The organism is Micromonospora sp. NPDC049175 (assembly GCF_043197345.1).
In the GTDB taxonomy this organism is placed as follows: Bacteria; Actinomycetota; Actinomycetes; order Mycobacteriales; family Micromonosporaceae; genus Micromonospora.
Genome location: NZ_JBICSY010000010.1, coordinates 156,257 through 174,423, shown reverse-complemented (window position 1 = coordinate 174,423; position 18,167 = coordinate 156,257). Strand labels below are relative to the sequence as shown.

Sequence of the window (18,167 nt, the reverse complement as noted above, 5' to 3'; positions counted from 1 at the left end):
AAAGCCGGTTAACCGGCGGGCGATGCGGGCAGCCTCTGGTTGGATCAGCGGAGGACGCCGGCTAAGGAGTGGGACGTGAGTGGTCAGGGTGAGGTCGTCCACATCGGGGGCTACACCGCGCAGAGTGGTGGGCGGGGCAGCGGCATCGTCGCCGCGCGTCGCGACCCGACGACCGGGGCGCTGACCCCGCTCGGCACGGTGGCGGTCACGCCGTCCCCGTCCTTCCTGGCGCGGCACCCCACCCGCCCGGTGCTCTACGCGGTGAACGAGTTGACGGCCGGGGAGATCAGCGCCTGGCGGGTCGGGCCGGACGGCGGGCTGGATCCGTTGGGCAGCCGGTCGACAGGTGGCGCGGAGCCCTGCCACCTCGCGGTGCTGCCCGACGGCGGCCACCTGGTAGCGGCCAACTACGGCAGCGGCAGCGTGGCGGTCTTCGCGCTCGACCCGCAGGGGGTGCCCGGCGAGCGCACCGACCTGGTGGTGCACGAGGGGCACGGCCCCGACCCGGAGCGGCAGGACCACGCGCACGCCCACATGGTCTCCCCGGGGACGGCCCGGGGCCCGCTCCTCGCGGTGGATCTCGGCACCGACTCGGTCTACCGGTACGACCTGGACGAGGCGAGCGGGCGGCTGGTGCCCCGTGCGCCACGCGTCCGCACGACACCCGGCACCGGGCCCCGGCACCTGGCCCGCCACCCGGACGGACGACGTTGCTACCTCGTTGGCGAGCTGGACGCGTCGGTCACCGCGTACGAGCTGACCGACGACGGGGCGTTGCACAGGCGGGGTCGGGTCGAGGCGAGCGAGCGGCCGGGTCATGTGCAGCCCTCGGAGGTCGCGGTCAGCCCGGACGGCCGGTTTCTCTACGTCGCCAACCGGGGGGTGGGGACCCTGTCGGCCTTCGCCCTGGCCGGGGAGCTGCCCACGCTGGTGGCCGAAGTGGAGACCGGTGGGGAGTGGCCCCGGCACTTCGCGCTGATCGGGGAGCACCTGTATGTCGCCGACGAACGGGCCGACATGGTGCGGGTCTTGCGGCGCGACATCGAGACCGGTGTTCCGGAGGCGGTCGGGGAGCCGGTGTCGGTGCCGAGCCCGACGTGTGTGCTGCCGTGAGGGCCGACACCGGGACGTGCGGTTCGCGCTGAATCGACAACACCTCGGGGCCGCCGCGTCACACTGTGTTGCTAAATAGTGGTGAACTGTTTCTCATGCGTAACTTTAGGCCGAACGGATGTGGCAGAGACGGCACCTTGTACGCAAGATGGTCACCGTGTCAGCAGGCCGCCATCGCATGCGTTCGAAACTCCACCTAGCAGCCGCAGCCGCGACGGCTGCGGTGCTCGTCGTCACGGGCGGCGCGTGGTTCGGCTATCGGGAGTTGATCCAGTCCAAGTGCACGGGTGAGATCCGGCTTGCGGTGGCGGTCGCCTCGGAGCTCGCACCCGCCGTGGACGCCGCCGCGTCCCAGTGGGTCAAGGACGGCGCCGCGGTGGGCACCGACTGCATCCGCGTCGACGTCTCCGCGTCCGACCCGGTCGACGTGGCGGCCGTGGTGGCGGCCAAGCACGGCGCGGTCCTCGCCGGTGTGGGGCAGGCCAGCGGCACAGCGGTCAGCCCGGACGTCTGGGTGCCGGACTCCTCGACCTGGCTGTTGCGGTTGAAGAAGGACGCGACCGCGTTCGCCCCGACGAACGGCGCGTCCATCGCCCGCAGCCCCATCGTCGTCGCGATGCCCGAGCCGATCGCCACGCGGCTGGGCTGGCCGGACAAGAAGTTCAAATGGACCGACCTGCTCAACCAGGTGAACAACACCAGCACGCCGCTGCGTACCGGGATCGTCGAGCCGACCCGCGACGCCGCCGGTCTGTCCGGTCTGCTCTCGCTGACCGCTGCCGCCAACGGTGCCGGCGTTGACGCCCAGCGCAAGACCGTCGGTGCGCTGCGCGCGCTGGCCACCGGGCGTTCCTCGCTCCGCAACGACCTGCTGGCCCGGTTCCCGAAGGCCAACGACGGGACCACCATCGCCAGTTCTCTCGGCGCGGCGGCCCTGTCCGAGGAAGACGTGATCGCCTACAACAGCGAGAAGCCGCCGGTGCCGCTCGCCGCGCTCTACATGGAGCCGGCCCCGATGCCGCTGGACTACCCGTACGCGGTGCTGCCCGGGATCGAGCCGAGCAAGGCGTCCGCGGCCCGGGTGCTGTTCGAGCTTCTCACCAGCCCCGCCTTCCGGGACCGGCTCGCCGCGCAGTCGCTGCGCGCGCCGGACGGTAACTGGGGCGAGGGCTTCAAGGCGCCGCAGGGGGCCCCGAGCCCGGCCAGTGGTGCGCCGACCACGCCAGCGAACGGTGGGTCCGCCGCGGGTGGGCTGGACCCGGCCGCGATCCAGCGGGTCGTTTCCAGCTGGTCGATCGCCACCCAGTCCGGCCGGATGCTGGCCGTCATCGACGTCTCCGGCTCGATGAAGGACCCGGTGCCCTCCGCGAACAACCGGAGTCGGGAGGAGGTCACCGTCGAAGCGGCCCGTCGTGGCCTCGGCCTCTTCGACGACTCCTGGTCGATCGGCCTGTGGACCTTCTCCACGAAGCTGGTCGGCAACCGGGACTACCGGGAGTTGGTTCCCATCGGGCCGCTCTCCGGCCAGCGGGCCCAGTTGGAGGGTGCGCTCGGCGGCGTCAAGCCCTCCGATGGCAACACCGGCCTCTACGACACGACGCTCGCCGCGTACCAGGCGGTGCAGGACAACTGGCAACCCGGTCGGGTCAACTCGATCGTGCTGTTCACCGACGGCAAGAACGAGGACGACGACGGCCTCAACCAGCAGCAGTTGCTCGCCAAGCTCAAGCAACTCGCCGATCCGGATCGGCCGGTCCAGGTCATCATGATCGGCATCGGCGAGGGCGTCAGCAAGGCCGAGCTTGAGTCGATCACCAAGGTGACCGGCGGCGATGTCTTCGTCACCAAGGACCCGAGCGAGATCGGCAGCATCTTCCTCAGCGCCATCGCGCGGCGTCCGCCGGCACCGCGCTGAGCTGACGTACTCCACGTCGGAGGCCTGCCAACCGGATCTGGTAGGCAGGCCTCTTTTTGGCCGCCAGGTTGAAGAAAAGTGACGGCAATACGTCCGAAGCAATCGGCAGTCATAGTTATCGAGGCAGGATGTCGACTGTTCCGGCAGAGCCGGTCCGCCTCCGGTCCGACCCATTGGCCGGGGCCATCCTGAGCAGAGTGGGAGGGCCAGTGACCGCGGCGACACTGTTGACCCCCGCCACCACGGCGGAGCCGAACGACAAACGTGCCGGGCTGGTAGCGCGCGCCGACGAGCGGTCCTACGTACGGGTCATGGTGGTCCTGGACACCACCGTGCTCATCGTCGCGCTGCTCATCGGTTATGTCACCCGCTTCGGCGACGACCAGCCGTCCGGCTCCGAGGTCCCGTACGTGCTGGTGGCCCCCGGGTTGGTGCTGGCCTGGCTGATCTCGCTCAAGGCGCTCGGCTGTTACGACGACCGGGTGATCGGTTACGGGGCGGACGAGTACCGGCGGGTCAGCTCCGCGAGCCTGCGCCTGGCCGGCGCGATAGCCATCATCGGCTACATCACCGAACTCGGCGTCTCGCGGGGCTTCCTGGGCATCTCCTTCGCGGTGGGCACCGTCGGGCTGGAGGTGGCGCGGTTCGGCGCCCGAAAGCGCCTGCACCGGGCCCGTTCGATGGGTGCCGGCTGGTCGCGCCGGGTGCTGGTGGTCGGTGACACCGCCCACGTCTTGGAGTTGGTGCACACGTTGCGCCGCGAGCCGTACGCCGGTTACCAGGTGGTTGGCGCGTGCATCCCGGACGCGCTGCTCGCACCGGTGGCGCAGCGACTGGGCGACGTACCTGTGGTGGGGTCGTTCCGGGGCATTCCGGAGGCCGCCACGGCCATCGGCGCGGACACCGTCGCGGTGACCGCCTCCGGTGAGCTGACCGCGACCCGGCTGCGCCGCCTCGGCTGGCAGTTGGAGGGCACCGGCATCGACCTGGTCGTGGCGCCCGCGCTGACCGACGTCGCCGGCCCGCGAATCCACACCCGCCCCGTTGCCGGCCTGCCGCTGATCCACGTCGAGGCGCCGGAGTTCCGCGGTGCGCGCAAGTTGGTGAAGGGGCTCGTCGACCGGTCGGCCTCGTCGCTGGCGTTGGCGCTGCTGATGCCGCTGATCGCGGTCATCGCCCTGGCCATCAAACTGGACAGCCGGGGCCCGGTGCTCTTCCGCCAGGTCCGCGTCGGCCGGGGCGGGGAGGAGTTCGGCGTGTTCAAGTTCCGCACCATGGTGGTGAACGCCGACACGCTGCTCGCCGAGCTGACCGCGCGCAACGAGACCGACGGCCTGATGTTCAAGATGCGCCACGACCCCCGGGTCACCCGCGTCGGTCGGTTGTTGCGCAAGTGGTCGCTCGACGAGCTGCCGCAACTGGTGAACGTGCTGCTGGGTCAGATGAGCATGGTCGGGCCCCGGCCGCCGCTGCCCTCGGAGGTGGCCCGCTACGACGGCGACGTGGCCCGGCGGCTGCTGGTCAAGCCCGGCATGACCGGGCTGTGGCAGGTCAGCGGCCGCTCCGACCTGAGCTGGGAGGACGGCATCCGGCTCGATCTCTACTACGTGGAGAACTGGTCCCTGGCCGCCGACCTCACCATCCTCTGGAAGACCTTCGGTGCGGTCCTGAACGGCCGCGGGGCATACTGACGACCGCTTGTCACGCTTGCGGGCCGGTCCAGTCCAGGCAGACGACCACCGCGTCGTCGACCAGGTCACCGGCCACGAAGGCGCGCAGGTCACCGATCAGGGACCGGACGGCGTCCAGTGGCTCCATCGGCCCGGTCCGGCGCAGGAACCGGTCCAGTGCCGTCTCGCCGTAGCGCATGTGCTGCCCGGTGGCCTCCACCACCCCGTCACTGACGACGAAGACCCGGTCGCCGCGTTCCATCGGGAACTTCTGCTCGTGGTAGTCGGTCTCCTCGAACATGCCGAGTGGGAACTGCGCCTCCAGGGGCTGCTCGGTGACCTCACCGTCGCGCAGCAGGACCAGCCGGGGTGAGCCGGCGTCGACCACGGTCATCATCCCGGACCGCAGGTCCAGCTCCATCAGCAACGCGGAGAGGTGCTGCTCCCCCCGGTACAGGTCGTAGAGGGCCCGGTCGGCGAGGGCGGCCTGGTCGGCCAGGCTCAGCCCGGCCCGGCGCGCGTTGCGCAGCGCGTGGGTGGCCAACGAGGTGAGCAGGGAGGCGGCGACGCCCTCGCCGGTGCCGTTGATTGTGGACAACCACAGCCGCTGCCCGTCGTCGGACCAGTCGAAGCTGTCGCCGCGGACCGCGTACGCCGGCTCCAACTGCCCGGCCAGGCTGAACGAGGGACGGATCCGGCTGCGGCCGGGGAGCAGGTCCCACTGCATCTCGGCGGCCAGGGTGAGGCGCTGGCTGCGCCGTGCCGCCCGGTAGACGTCGGTGCCGGCGGAGACGGCCGTCACCTCGTGGGCGAGCGCGGTCGCGATGTCGGCCAGCTCGGCGAGGACCACCCGGTCGTCCGGGACGGGCGCCATGCGCAGCACCCCTCGACGCTCGCCACGCATGGTCACCGGGAACCAGGCGGTGCCGTCGGTCAGTATCGGCGACTGGTGGTCGAAGGCGCGCCAGGCGGGATGCCCGGGACTCGTGATCGAGTCACCCTCGGTGAGTGGCAGCAACTCCGAGAGCCGGTAGTCGACCTGGTACAGCTCGACGTCGGTGATTGCGTACGAGTGGGCGACCACCGCACCGATACCGCCGACGAGCCGGTCCGCCGGTGTCTCGTTCAGGGCACGGCGTGCCTGATTGACCGGTTCGCTCATCGTCGCTCCCTCGCTGAAAGCTCGACCACCAGTGGTTTCGGAGTATTCTCGGGGCCACCATGGCTGAACTGCACCGTCGGACGGACCCCGAGACGAGTATGGCTGCCGCGTTGGACGCGGCGGCCGCTGCCCTGTTGGGCATCTGGGAATCCACCCGGGAGGGCGCCGCCGGCCGGGTGTCCGGCGCCCAGCTACGGGCGGTGACGGTGGTGGAGCAGCACGACGGGATCAACCTGCGCCGGCTGGCCACCCGGCTCGGCATGCTGCTCAGCTCCGCCAGCCGCCTCTGCGACCGGTTGGTCGCCGCCGGCCTGCTGGAGCGTGAGCCGGGCCGCTTCGACCGGCGGGAGATCTCGCTGCACCTCACCCCGGAGGGCCGCCGACTCCTCGCCGAGCTGCGGGCCGACCGTCAGGCGCAGCTCGCCGTCGTACTGGCCGGGATGAGCCCGGAGGGCCGCGACGCGCTGCTGGGCGGCCTGCGGGAGTTCGACGAGGTCACTCGCCGGCAGCAGGCGCAGAGCACAGCGGAGTCGGGTGACTGGCCGGACGACCCGGACCGGCCCGGTGGGCGCTCCGGAGACTCGTCCGTCGACCCGGACCGGCGGCCCCGCACAGCCTGGGCGGGCCCCTCGGGCGACCCGGCGCTGTCGATCGGCACCGATCGGGACCGGCCGGCCGCCGAACCGCCGGTGGCGCGGACCGCCTGACCACCGTCGACCCGGCCCTGGGTGGGGCCGTCGATCACACAGTTAGTGGCCAGGAGCACCTGGTCGCGGTGCAGGGAGAGCGCGAGCCGGCTGCCGGCCTGGGCGAGGAACGCCCGGTGGGAGCGTTCGGCCCGCAGGGCTGTGGTGTGGGCGTGCTCGTCGGTGACGTCGCGGACGTACCACGCGTACCGGGAGCCGGTGAGCTGTCGTCGGGTGCCGTGCAGCCGCCGGGCGTGGTGCTCGGTGTCGAACTGGGCGGAGTCGTCGGCGACCGCGCGGGCCAGGGCGGCCACCGGGCAGCCGGCCAGGTCGGTGCCGACGGTGATCTCCGGGAGCAGTTGCCTCGCCCTGGCGTTGGCCAGCGTGACCCGACCGGTTGGGTCCGTGGTCAGCACGGCCTCGGTGAGCCCGTCGAGCAGCTCGCGGGCGAGTCTCGTGTCGGCCGACCGGGTGGTGCCACTGGGTTGGCGGGTCGCGGTCACCGCCCGACGTCACCGCGCGTCTGACGACCTGTGCGCATGCTGCTTCTTGCCTCCTCGCCGCGGATCGCTGCCTGGGGAAAGGCTACCGAGCCCCGTGGGCGCCCGACCAGCGAGCGAGGGCGTCGATCAGCCGGAGCGACCCAGCCAGCCGGCGGGCTGGGCGATGATCCGGCGGGCCACCGACCCGGCGGCGCCCACCGCGGCGGCCTCCGCGCCGAGCGTCGACGGCCGGACCGTGACCGGCGACCAGGCGGCGGTGAGCACCCGGCTGGCGATCTCGGCGAGCACCGGCGGGCACAACCAGGGCGCCAGCGCCGCGTAACCGCCACCGAGCACCACGGTGTCCAGGTCGAGCAGGTTGACGACACCTGCCACCGCGACACCGAGCGCCGTCCCGGCGTCGTGCAGCGCCCGCAGCGCGTCCGGGTCACCGGCCTCGGCCAGCTCGGCCAGGCGCGCTGTCGCGGTGTCCGCGGGGAGTTCCGTCCGAGCCAACCCGGCGGCGGTCACGATCGCCTCCTGGCCGGCGTACTGCTCCAGGCAGCCCTGGCCGCCGCAGCGGCACGGACGGCCCTCGGGGTGGACCGGAAGATGCCCGATCTCGCCGCTCCACCCGCGGACGCCCCGGAACAGCGCGCCGTCCAGCACGATGCCGGCGCCGATGCCCACCTCTCCGGAGATGTGCAGGAAGCTGGCCGGACCGGGTGGCCGGGAGTGCAGCTCGCCGAGCGCGGCGAGGTTTGCCTCGTTGTCCACCACAAGCGCCGGGATGCCGGGCACCTGCTCGACGAGCGGAGGGTGCTCGGCGAGCAGCGCGGGCACCGGCACGTCGCGCCAGCCGAGGTTCGGCGCGAGCCGGACCAGCCCGGTGTCGTCCACCAGGCCGGGCACCGCGAGCGCGGCACCGACCAGGGTGAGGCCCTCGCCGGCGGCGACGTCGCGGGCCGTCCCGGCGATCTCGACCAGCTGGGCGAGGGCGTCCGCGGGGGCCACCGGGCGCAGGTCGGCCCGGTGTACGGTGCGGTGCCGGACCTGTCCGGCGAGGTCCACCACGCAGACCGCCAGGTAGTCGACGTTTACCTCCAGGCCGAGCCCCGCCGGCCCCTGGTCGGCCAGGACGAGACCACGGGCCGGTCGGCCGGCGCCGGCGCGGGGCGCGGGCTCGGACTCGCTCACCAACTGCCCGGCGAGCAGGTCCTCGACCACCGCGGACACGGTGGCTCGGGTCAGGCCGGTCGCGGTCGCCAGGTCGGCCCGGGACGGAGGTCGGTCGGCCGTGGCGATCCGGCCCAGGACCAGGGCGAGGTTGAGCTCGCGCAGACTGCCCTGACGGACTGCGCCGGCCGGGGCGTGGGTGAGGCTCACCCCTTGACAGTGCCATAGGGTGAGCAAATAATTCAATCGCTGAACAAATAGCGGACAACACCACCCCGGAGGTCGCTCATGGCACCCCGTCCCACCCCCGCCGACAAGTTCTCCTTCGGCCTCTGGACCGTGGGCTGGCAGGCTCGCGACCCGTTCGGTGACGCCACCCGTCCCGAGCTCGACGCGGTCGAGGCGGTGCACCGGCTCGCCGAGCTGGGCGCGTACGGCATCACCTTCCACGACGACGACCTGATCCCGTTCGGCGTCGACGCCGCCACCCGGGACCAGCACATCGCCCGGTTCCGCAAGGCCCTCGACGAGACCGGCCTGGTGGTGCCGATGGTCACCACGAACCTCTTCACCCACCCGATCTTCAAGGACGGCGGCTTCACCAGCAACGACCGCGACGTCCGTCGCTTCGCGCTGCGCAAGGTGCTGCGCCAGGTCGACCTGGCCGCCGAGCTGGGCGCCAGCACGTTCGTGATGTGGGGCGGCCGCGAGGGCTCCGAGTACGACCTCGCCAAGGACGTCCGCGCCGCCCTGGACCGCTACCGCGAGGCCGTCGACCTGCTCACCCAGTACTCCATCGACAAGGGCTACAACCTGCGGTTCGCCCTGGAGCCCAAGCCCAACGAGCCGCGCGGCGACATCCTGCTGCCGACCATCGGGCACGCGCTCGGCTTCATCTCCCAGCTGGCCCACCCGGAGCTGGTCGGCCTCAACCCGGAGGTCGGCCACGAGCAGATGGCCGGGCTCAACTACGCCCACGGCATCGCCCAGGCGCTCTGGCAGGGCAAGCTGTTCCACCTGGACCTCAACGGCCAGCGCGGCATCAAGTACGACCAGGACCTGGTCTTCGGCCACGGTGACCTGATGAACGCGTTCGCCCTGGTGGACCTCCTGGAGAACGGCGGCCCCAACGGCGGGCCGGCCTACGACGGGCCGCGGCACTTCGACTACAAGCCCTCCCGGACCGAGGACATGGACGGTGTCTGGGCGTCGGCGGCGGCCAACATGAGCACGTACCTGCTGCTCAAGGAGCGGGCCGCCGCGTTCCGCGCCGACCCCGAGGTGGTGGAGGCGCTCGCCGCCAGCAAGGTCGGCGACCTGAACACGCCGACGCTCAACGCGGGTGAGAGCTACGAGGAGTTCCTGGCCGACCGGTCCGCGTTCGAGGACGTCGACGTCGACGCGGTGGCCGAGCGGGGCTTCGCCTTCGTCCGGCTCAACCAGCTCGCCGTCGAGCACCTGCTCGGCGCCCGCTGAGGCCCCGCCATGCCGTTGGTCGCAGGCGTTGACTCGTCCACCCAGTCCTGCAAGGTGGTCATCCGGGACGCGGAGACCGGCGCTCTGCTGCGGCAGGGCCGGGCACCGCACCCGGACGGCACCGAGGTCGACCCGGAAGCCTGGTGGCAGGCGCTGCGAAGCGCCGTCGACCAGGCCGGCGGGTTGGCCGACGTGGCGGCGATCTCCGTCGCCGGCCAGCAGCACGGCATGGTGTGTCTCGACGAGGACGGCCGGGTGGTCCGCCCGGCACTGTTGTGGAACGACACCCGATCCGCCGACGCCGCCGCCGACCTCGTCGAGGAGGCCGGCGGCGGCGCGGCCGGGCGTCGGTTCTGGGCCGAAGCCGCAGGCAGTGTCCCGGTGGCCAGCTTCACCATCACCAAACTGCGGTGGCTGGCCACCCACGAGCCGGAGGCGGCAGCCCGCGTGGCAGCCGTCTGCCTGCCGCACGACTGGCTGACGTGGCGGCTGGCCGGCGCACCGGGGTTGGGCGCGCTGCGCACCGACCGTGGTGACGCCAGCGGCACCGGCTACTGGTCGCCGGCGACCGGCGACTACCGACCGGACCTGTTGGAACGGGCCTTCGGCCGGCAGTTGGTGCTGCCCGAGGTGCTCGGTCCGGCGGAGTCGGCCGGCAAGCTGGCCGACGAGCTGGGTGGGTCGGGCGGCGCGCTGCTCGGCGCGGGCACCGGGGACAACGCCGCCGCCGCGTTCGGCGTCGGTGCCGGCCCCGGCGACGTGGTCGTCTCGATCGGCACGTCCGGCACCGTGTTCAGCGTGGCCGACGTGCCGGCCGCCGACGAGAGCGGTGCCGTGGCGGGTTTCGCCGACGCGTCCGGTCGATTCCTGCCGCTGGTCTGCACGCTCAACGCGGCCCGGGTGCTGGACGCCGCCGCCGCGCTGCTCGGCGTCAGCCTGGACGAGCTGGCCGACCTGGCGCTCTCCGCGCCGGCCGGCGCGGACGGGCTGGTCATGGTGCCCTACCTGGAGGGCGAGCGGACGCCGAACCGGCCGCTCGCCACCGGCGCGGTGCACGGGCTGACCCTGCGCACGTCGACCCCCGCGCACCTGGCGCGGGCCGCCGTGGAGGGCATGCTCTGCGCGCTCGCCGACGGCCTGGACGCGCTGACCGCGCAGGGTGCCACCGTCCGCCGGGTCATCCTGGTCGGCGGCGGAGCCCGGTCGGCCGCCGTGCGTCGGATCGCCCCGCAGGTCTTCGGCTGCCCGGTCGTCGTGCCGCCGGCGGGGGAGTACGTCGCCGACGGCGCCGCCCGGCAGGCCGCCTGGGTCGCCCTGGGCGGCCCGACGCCGCCGAACTGGGCGGTCGAGGGCACCGAGGAGTACGCGGCCGAGCCGGTCCCCGCCGTGCGCGACCAGTACGCGGCGGCTCGCGGGTTGGTGCTCGACAGGCGCTGACCGGGTGGCTCGCCCGGCGGTCCCTGATCGGCCTGAGCGTCGGGATCGACGCGGGTGGGTGCCAGCGCAAGCCGACCGGCACCCACCCGCGTGACGGCCCCGTCGGTGGGGTCTGGTTGGCTGCCGGTCATGACGGTGAGCAGTGGCGGCCCCGACCGGGGTCGGGCGACGCCCGACTCACGCCCGCCCGGCCGGGGCGGCGGTCCGGCGCACCGGTTGTACAGCGTCGTGGTGTTCGTGCTGCTCGCCTCCCTGGACAACGTGGCGATCGGGCTGGTCCCGCCGCTCTACGGCCCGATCTCCGACGCGTTCGCCGTGTCGGGGCGGCTGCTGGGTCTGGTCACCGCGGTCAGCTTCCTGGTCAGCGCCGTGGCCGCGGTCGGTTGGGCGTACGTCGGTGACCGGACCAACCGCAAGCGGCTGCTCATGGTGGGCACGCTGCTCTGGGCGGCCGGCACCGGCGGCAGCGCGCTCGCCGGCGGCTACCTGACCTTCCTGGCCGCACAGTTGGTCGCCGCCGTTGGCCTCGGCGCGGTCGGCTCGGTCGGGTTCTCCGTGGTCACCGACCTGATCTCACCGACCCGGCGCGGGCTGGTGATGAGCTTCTGGGGCCTCTCCCAGGGGATCGGCACCCTGGCGGGCACGCTCGTCGGTGGGCTGCTCGGGGCGACCGACTGGCGCCGACCGTTCCTGATCCTGACCGGCGTGGGCCTGGCCGCCACCGTGGCCTACCTGTTCACGTACGACGTCCGGCGTGGCCAGAGCGAGCCGGAGCTGGCCGACCGGTTGGACGCCGGCGCCGAGTACGACTATCGGATCAGCCGCGCCGACCTGCCGCGCATCCTGGCCCGACGGACCAACAGGTGGCTGATCCTGCAGGGTCTGACCGCGCAGGCCGCGTTCGGCTCACTCGTGTGGCTGCCGGTGCTCTTCGCCGAACGGGCCGAGGCCCAGGGCTACTCGACGTCGACGGCCGTGGTGGTGGGCAGCGTCTTCGCCACGCTGTTCCAGCTCGGCGGGGTGCTCTCCATCGTGGGCGGTCTGATCGGCGACGCGGCGCAGCGGCGTACCCCTCGGGGTCGGGCGTTGGTCGCCGCGGTCGGCATCCTCGCCGCGCTGCCGTTCTACCTGGTGCTGTTCTTCGTCCCGGTGACCATCGACGTGCCGGACGGCGCCAGCGGCGGCGCGGTCGTGGGCGCGGTGCTGACCAGTGTGGTCACCGAGCCGTCGGTGGGCCTGAGCCTGCTCACCGCGATCGTGGCGCTCGCGCTGACCTCGGCGAACTCGCCGAACTGGTTCGCGCTGATCGCCGACGTGAACCCGCCGGAGCACCGGGGCACCGTCTACAGCCTGGGCAACCTTGTCAACGGGGTCGGTCGTGCGGCCGGCAACGGGTTGGTCGGGGTGGCCTTCCAGGGCCTGCGGGTGGCATTCCCGCCGCCGTTGAACTTCGCCGTCGGGTTGGCCGCGTTCCAGCTCTTCTTCATCCCCACCGGCGTCATGTACTGGCTCGCCTCACGAACCTCACCGGCGGACATCGAGAACGTGCACGACCTGCTGCACACCCGCGCCAACCGCCTCTAACCCCGCACCACGCGACCGCACTGGGTGATTGCCGGGCTCGCACCGCCCTGCTCCGCGATCTTGCACTTCCTGTCCCGACACAAGGGGCATATCACCTATATGAACAACCGAAAATGCAAGATCGGCGCGAACTTCTCGCGAGACACGCCCTGACCTACTGCACCCCCAGGAGTCCGTTATCCAGCGCAGTGCCTGCCCCGCCGACCGGCGCCCCACGTACCCCTGGCCGACCAACTGGGTCGAAGGACAAGACCACCCCGGCACACCAGCATGATCGGCGAGACAGTGCCCATTGACGAACAACCGCTCGCCCTGACACAACGGCGTTGTCATTGAGGTAGTGCTATCCCGCGGTCTTGAGGCCACTCCATCATTGATATTGCGCGATCTTGAGGCTACGGGCGCGGCGAGACGACCGCGTCGGCCTCGGCGAGGGGCGCGGCCCGTCCGGCCCGTCCGGCCCGTCCGGCCCGTCCGGCCCGTCCGGCCCGTCCGGCCCGTCCGGCCCGTCCGGCCCGTCCGGCCCGTCCGGCCCGTCCGCGAGTACCGCGGGACGGGCCGGACGGCTCAGGCTCAGCCCCGCAGCCAGACGGTGACGTCGGTGGGCACCGCCCCGTCGTCGTCCAGCGGTGCGCTGGTGGCCAGCACCTCGGCACCGGCCGGCACCGGCACCGACGCCGTACCGAAGTTGGTCAGCACGGTCAGCTCGCCGTTGCGGAAGGTCAGCGACTCGTCGCCGGACGACACCCACTCCAGGGTGCCGCGACCCAGCCCGTGCTCGCGGCGCAGTCGCAGCGCCGTGCGGTACAGCTCGTACGTCGAGCCGGGAACGTCGCGCTGGCGGTCCAGCGCGTACTCCGCCCAGAGCGCGGGCTGCGGCAGCCAGCTCGCGTCGGTGGGTCCGAAGCCGTACGAGGGGGAGTCGGCCTCCCACGGGATCGGCACCCGGCAGCCGTCCCGGCCGCGCTGGGTGTGCCCGCTGCGCGCCCAGGTCGGGTCCTGCCGGGCCTCGTCGGGCAGCGTGGTGTGCTCGGGCAGCCCCAACTCCTCACCCTGGTAGAGGTAGGCCGAGCCGGGCAGGGCGAGCATCAGCAGGGTGGCCGCCCGGGCCCGGCGCAGGCCGAGCGCGGCGTCCGGCTGCGGGTCGCCGATGCCGATGCCGTTGGGCCGTACGGTGCCGATCGGCAGGCCGAGCCGGGAGGCGTGCCGCACCACGTCGTGGTTGGACAGCACCCAGGTGGTCGGCGCGCCGACCGAGTCGGTCGCCTCCAGCGAGCGGGTGATCACCGCGTACTGGGCCGGCGCGGTCCACGCGGCGAGCAGGTACTCGAAGTTGAACGCCTGGTGCATCTCGTCCGGGCGGACGTAGCGGGCCAGCCGCTCGGCCGGCTCCACCCATGCCTCGGCGACCAGCACCCGTTCGCCGGGGTAGCTGTCGAGAACCTGCCGCCACTGGCGGTAGATCTCGTGTACGCCCTCCTGGTCCCACATTGGCGGGCGCGGCTTGTCGATCTCGTTGCCGGAGAGGATCTCCTGTGGTTCCTGCCAGTCGGCCAGGTCGGCCTGCTTGATCAGGCCGTGCGCCACGTCCACCCGGAAGCCGTCCACCCCACGGTCCAGCCAGAACCGCAGCACGTCCAGGAACTCCGCGTGCACCTCCGGGTTGTCCCAGTTGAGGTCCGGCTGGCCGGTGTCGAACAGGTGCAGGTACCACTGGCCGGGTTGCCCGTCGGCGTCCACCGTCCGGGTCCAGGCCGGGCCGCCGAAGACGCTCTGCCAGTCGTTCGGCGGCTGGTCGCCGGCCGGTCCGCGACCGTCCCGGAAGATGTACCGGGAGCGTTCCGGGCTGCCGGGCGCGGCGGGCAGCGCCGCCTGGAACCAGCGGTGCGCGGACGAGGTGTGGTTGGGAACCAGGTCGACGATCACCCGCAGGCTGCGGGACCGGGCCTCGGCGATCAGCTTGTCCGCGTCGGCGAGGGTGCCGAACAGCGGGTCGATGTCGCGGTAGTCGGCCACGTCGTAGCCGGCGTCGGCCTGCGGCGACGGGTAGAAGGGGGAGAGCCACACCGCGTCCACGCCCAGCTCGACCAGGTGGTCGAGGCGGGCGGTGATGCCGGGCAGGTCACCGATCCCGTCGCCGTCCGAGTCGGCGAACGAGCGGGGGTAGATCTGGTAGATGGTCGCCTCGGTCCACCAGCCGGTGACCGGGTGGCCGGAGGCGTTCTGCTGCGTCGGATCGGTGTTCAGGGTCGTCTCCCGTGGTGCGGTGTGTGGATTTCAGTGTGCCCGGGGTGGTGCGGTCGAGTCCCGGACCACCAGGCGGGTGGGCAGGATCACCGGTGTGTCGCGGCCGGCGTTCCGTTGACTCAGGATGGGGCCCGGAGGGCGTGCCCCGAGCGGGTCGAGCAGCATGCGGGCGGCGAGTCGTCCCTGTTCGGCGGCGGGCTGGGCGATGGTGCTGAGTCCCAGCACACCGGCCAGGTCGTGGTCGTCGATGCCGATCACGCTGACGTCCTGCGGCACCCGCAGCCCGGCGTCGCGTACCGCGGTCATCGCCCCCATCGCCATCTCGTCGCAGGCGGCGACGATCGCGGTCGGCGGTTCGCCACTGGCCAGCAACTCGGCGGTGGCCCGGTTACCGCCGTCGATGGTGAAGGTGGACTCGACATCCAGGCTCGGGTCGGGCCGCAGGCCGGCGGCCCGCAGCTCCGCCCGGTAGCCACGGCGTCGGTCGAGGTGGGTGGTGAAGGCCAACTCGTCGTCCGGGTCGCCGGAGATGTGCGCGATCCGGTGATGGCCGAGGTCGATCAGGTGCCGGGTGGCGGCCCGGGCGGCCGCGACGTCGTCGATCCGTACGCAGGGCCAGTGGGGAACCCTGCTGCCCGAGCTGATGGTGACCCCGGGCAGGTCCAGGGTGGCCAGCGCGGTCAGGTCGGCCGGCCGCAGTGGCGTGGCGACGAGCATGATGGCGTCCACCCGTTTGTGCAGGTTGGCCGTGCGGAGAACCCGCTGGCGGACCTGCTCCCGGCCGCCCAGGTTGTAGAGCAGCAGGTCGTAGCCGGACTGGTGGAGGTACTCCTCGACCGCCTCGACGACGGTGCTGAAGAACCAGCGGGTGATCCGGGGAACCACCACCGCGACGGTGCCGGTCCGGCCACCGGCGAGCCGGGACGCGCTCGGTGAGACCGCGTAGTCGAGTTGCTCGGCGGCGGCGAGCACCCGGTGCCGGGTGGCGGCGGAGACCGTCGGGAGCCCGCGCAGGGCTCGCGAGACGGTGGCCGTGGACACGCCGGCCAACCGGGCCACATCATCGATCCTCGTCACGGTATCCCCCGCTCGGTGCCCGACGCGCCCGCCGCCGCCCGAGGGGCCAGGCGGCGGCGGGCGAGCGGGTCAGCCCTTGACGCTGCCGGCGAGCAGACCTCGCACGAAGAAGCGTTGCAGGGACAGGAAGACAATGAGCGGTACGACGATGGAGACGAACGCGCCGGCGGTGAGGCGCTGCCACTCGTTGCCCCGGGTACCGGCCATCTCGGCGAGCCGGACGGTGAGCGGGGCGGTCTCGTTGCCGCCACCGGCGAAGATCAGCGCGACGAGCAGGTCGTTCCAGACCCAGAGGAACTGGAAGATGCCGAACGCCGCGAGCGCCGGGGTGATCAGCGGCAGCACGATGCTGCGGAAGATCTTCGGGTGGGTGGCCCCGTCGACCCGGGCCGCCTCCATCAGGTCCCCGGGCAGCTGCGAGATGAAGTTGTGCAGCAGGAAGACGGCGAACGGGAGCGCGAAGCAGGTGTGGGCGAACCACACCTGGACGAACTTCTGTTCGTCGACCAGGTCCCAGGCCGGCATCAGGGTGACCCCGCCGAGGGTGACGCCGGTGGAGAAGAACTTCAGCAGTGGCACCAGGGCCATCTGCAACGGCACGATCTGCAACGCGAAGATCGCGATGTAGACCCAGTCCCGGCCGCGGAAGTTGATCCAGGCCAGCGCGTACGCGGCCAGGCACGCGAAGGCGAGTGGGAAGAGCACCGACGGAATGGTGATCGCCAGGGAGTTGATGAAGGACCCGGCGAGCTGCCCGGAGGACGACGACCGCCCGAACAGGACCTGCTGGTAGTTCTCGAAGGTGAACTGCGGGTTGGTGAACGCGGTCCACCAACCGGTGGTCTTGATCTCGTCCTCGGGGCGGAGGGACGAGACGAGCAGGCCGAAGGTCGGGATGGTCCAGACCACCGCGATGATGACCGAGACGAGGGTCGCGGTGCGGCTGTTCAGCCGCTTGCGGACCCGTCCGGCAGCGGTGGTCGGGGTGCCGTCGGTCTTCTGGGTGCCGGCGGCGACGGTGGGCGTTGCGGTGGTCATCTCAGCCCTCCCGCTGCTGACGGAGGTTGCGGATCTGGTAGATCACGACCGGGATGACCAGGATGAAGAGGAAGACCGCGAGTGCGGAACCCTGCCCGTTCTGGCCGTACCGGAACGCCTGGTTGTACATCTCGCTGGCGATCACGCTCGTGTCGTAGTTGCCGTTCGTCGAGGTCCGGACGATGTCGAAGACCTTGAGCGTGGCGATCGTGAGCGTCACCACCACGACGATCAGCGCCGGCCGGATGCTCGGCATGGTGATCCGCCAGAACATCTGCCAGGCGGTGACCCCGTCGAGTCGGGCGGCCTCCACGATGTCGCCGGGGATGGCCTTGATCGCGGCGGAGAGCACCACCATGGCGAAACCGGCCTGGATCCAGACCATGATGACGATCAGCAGCAGCGTGTTCAGCGGTGATTCCAGCAGCCACTGCTTCGGCTCACCGCCGACGCTGACCACGATCTGGTTGAGCAGACCGATCTGGTCGCCGTCACCCCGGTAGGCGTAGACGAACTTCCAGATGATGCTGGCGCCGACGAAGGAGATGGCCATCGGCAGGAAGATCAGTGACTTGGCCACCGCCTCGAACCGGGCCTTGTCCACGAGTACGGCGTAGATCAGGCCGAACCCGGTCGCCACCAACGGGACGAGGAGCACCCAGACCAGGGTGTTGATCAGGACCCGGACGATCGAGTCGTCGGAGAACATCCAGCCATAGTTGCGCAGACCCACCCAGTTGGTGCTGCTTCCGTCCATCAGGGAGAGCAGCGTGGTGCGGATGGCCGGCACGACCAGGCCGATGATGAGCAGCAGCAGCGTCGGCAGCAGGAAGAAGAACGCGAAGAGCCCCTCCCGCTGCTTGCGTCGGCGGGGCAGCGGGCCCCCGCCCACGGAGGCCGCGACGAGCTGGGCCTCCCGCCTGCGGGCGAACCAGGCCGGCACCACGTCGAGCAAGAGGAGCAGACCACCCACGACCACCACGAAGGCGACCAGCCCGTACATCAGCATGAGGAACTTCGGCTGCTGATCGGCGAAGTCGAACTTCATCAACCCTCCCTTCCGGGTCCACCTCGGCCGGTGGCCCGGCCCGCGATCGCGGACCG

Annotated in this window: 14 protein-coding genes; 8 read left to right on the top strand and 6 right to left on the bottom strand. The window is 71.8% G+C overall.

Translation table 11 applies throughout. The features are described from left to right. Window positions 1-75 precede the first annotated feature (75 nt). The 3 genes from ACGFH8_RS30655 (at window position 76) to ACGFH8_RS30645 (ending at window position 4,719) form a co-directional block, all read left to right on the top strand. Complete coding sequence (locus ACGFH8_RS30655) at window positions 76-1,113, top strand: lactonase family protein (RefSeq protein ID WP_393373959.1); 1,038 nt, start codon at window positions 76-78, stop codon at window positions 1,111-1,113. Between the two features lie 157 nt (window positions 1,114-1,270). Next, window positions 1,271-3,028 (top strand): substrate-binding domain-containing protein, encoded by a 1,758-nt coding sequence (locus ACGFH8_RS30650; protein ID WP_393373958.1) that lies wholly within the window; start codon window positions 1,271-1,273, stop codon window positions 3,026-3,028. 209 nt (window positions 3,029-3,237) lie between these two features. Further along, on the top strand, window positions 3,238-4,719 hold the full coding sequence (locus ACGFH8_RS30645; RefSeq protein WP_393373955.1) for a sugar transferase: 1,482 nt from the start codon (window positions 3,238-3,240) through the stop codon (window positions 4,717-4,719). A gap of 10 nt (window positions 4,720-4,729) precedes the next feature. On the opposite strand, the gene ACGFH8_RS30640 is transcribed toward ACGFH8_RS30645, so the two are convergent. Next, window positions 4,730-5,860 (bottom strand): PP2C family protein-serine/threonine phosphatase, encoded by a 1,131-nt coding sequence (locus ACGFH8_RS30640; RefSeq protein WP_393373952.1) that lies wholly within the window; start codon window positions 5,858-5,860, stop codon window positions 4,730-4,732. 59 nt (window positions 5,861-5,919) lie between these two features. Between ACGFH8_RS30640 and ACGFH8_RS30635 the strand changes: the two genes are divergently transcribed. Both ACGFH8_RS30635 and ACGFH8_RS30630 read left to right on the top strand, forming a co-directional pair. After that, on the top strand, window positions 5,920-6,567 hold the full coding sequence (locus ACGFH8_RS30635; protein WP_393373949.1) for a MarR family winged helix-turn-helix transcriptional regulator: 648 nt from the start codon (window positions 5,920-5,922) through the stop codon (window positions 6,565-6,567). A gap of 68 nt (window positions 6,568-6,635) precedes the next feature. Further along, the gene (locus ACGFH8_RS30630; protein ID WP_393373946.1) at window positions 6,636-7,073 is read left to right on the top strand and encodes a hypothetical protein; all 438 of its coding nucleotides are present in this window, start codon (window positions 6,636-6,638) and stop codon (window positions 7,071-7,073) included. A gap of 102 nt (window positions 7,074-7,175) precedes the next feature. On the opposite strand, the gene ACGFH8_RS30625 is transcribed toward ACGFH8_RS30630, so the two are convergent. Further along, window positions 7,176-8,414 (bottom strand): ROK family protein, encoded by a 1,239-nt coding sequence (locus ACGFH8_RS30625; RefSeq protein WP_393373943.1) that lies wholly within the window; start codon window positions 8,412-8,414, stop codon window positions 7,176-7,178. A 78-nt stretch (window positions 8,415-8,492) separates the two neighbouring features. Between ACGFH8_RS30625 and xylA the strand changes: the two genes are divergently transcribed. From xylA to ACGFH8_RS30610, 3 genes are all read left to right on the top strand, one after another. Next, window positions 8,493-9,680 (top strand): xylose isomerase, encoded by a 1,188-nt coding sequence (gene xylA / locus ACGFH8_RS30620; RefSeq protein WP_393373941.1) that lies wholly within the window; start codon window positions 8,493-8,495, stop codon window positions 9,678-9,680. Between the two features lie 9 nt (window positions 9,681-9,689). Next, window positions 9,690-11,117, top strand: coding sequence for a xylulokinase (gene xylB / locus ACGFH8_RS30615; RefSeq protein WP_393373938.1), 1,428 nt, complete (start codon window positions 9,690-9,692; stop codon window positions 11,115-11,117). A 129-nt stretch (window positions 11,118-11,246) separates the two neighbouring features. Further along, window positions 11,247-12,701, top strand: coding sequence for an MFS transporter (locus tag ACGFH8_RS30610; RefSeq protein ID WP_393373935.1), 1,455 nt, complete (start codon window positions 11,247-11,249; stop codon window positions 12,699-12,701). Between the two features lie 573 nt (window positions 12,702-13,274). Here the strand turns inward: ACGFH8_RS30610 and ACGFH8_RS30605 are convergent. The 4 genes from ACGFH8_RS30605 to ACGFH8_RS30590 form a co-directional block, all read right to left on the bottom strand. Beyond that, window positions 13,275-14,948 (bottom strand): glycoside hydrolase family 13 protein, encoded by a 1,674-nt coding sequence (locus ACGFH8_RS30605; protein WP_393374046.1) that lies wholly within the window; start codon window positions 14,946-14,948, stop codon window positions 13,275-13,277. Window positions 14,949-14,978: 30 nt separating this feature from the next. After that, window positions 14,979-16,025, bottom strand: coding sequence for a LacI family DNA-binding transcriptional regulator (locus ACGFH8_RS30600; protein WP_393373933.1), 1,047 nt, complete (start codon window positions 16,023-16,025; stop codon window positions 14,979-14,981). Window positions 16,026-16,094: 69 nt separating this feature from the next. Further along, on the bottom strand, window positions 16,095-17,063 hold the full coding sequence (locus ACGFH8_RS30595) for a carbohydrate ABC transporter permease (protein WP_393373931.1): 969 nt from the start codon (window positions 17,061-17,063) through the stop codon (window positions 16,095-16,097). Window position 17,064: 1 nt separating this feature from the next. Beyond that, entirely contained in the window at window positions 17,065-18,111 is a 1,047-nt protein-coding gene (locus ACGFH8_RS30590; RefSeq protein WP_393373928.1) for a carbohydrate ABC transporter permease, read from the bottom strand. Window positions 18,112-18,167 lie beyond the last annotated feature (56 nt).

Excerpts from the sequence above, each read along its gene's own strand:
- ACGFH8_RS30640 (WP_393373952.1), bottom strand. The coding sequence starts at position 5,860 with ATGAGCGAACCGGTCAATCAGGCACGCCGTGCCCTGAACGAGACACCG.
- ACGFH8_RS30635 (WP_393373949.1), top strand. The coding sequence starts at position 5,920 with ATGGCTGAACTGCACCGTCGGACGGACCCCGAGACGAGTATGGCTGCC.
- xylA (WP_393373941.1), top strand. The coding sequence starts at position 8,493 with ATGGCACCCCGTCCCACCCCCGCCGACAAGTTCTCCTTCGGCCTCTGG.
- xylB (WP_393373938.1), top strand. The coding sequence starts at position 9,690 with ATGCCGTTGGTCGCAGGCGTTGACTCGTCCACCCAGTCCTGCAAGGTG.
- ACGFH8_RS30610 (WP_393373935.1), top strand. The coding sequence starts at position 11,247 with ATGACGGTGAGCAGTGGCGGCCCCGACCGGGGTCGGGCGACGCCCGAC.
- ACGFH8_RS30595 (WP_393373931.1), bottom strand. The coding sequence starts at position 17,063 with ATGACCACCGCAACGCCCACCGTCGCCGCCGGCACCCAGAAGACCGAC.
- ACGFH8_RS30590 (WP_393373928.1), bottom strand. The coding sequence starts at position 18,111 with ATGAAGTTCGACTTCGCCGATCAGCAGCCGAAGTTCCTCATGCTGATG.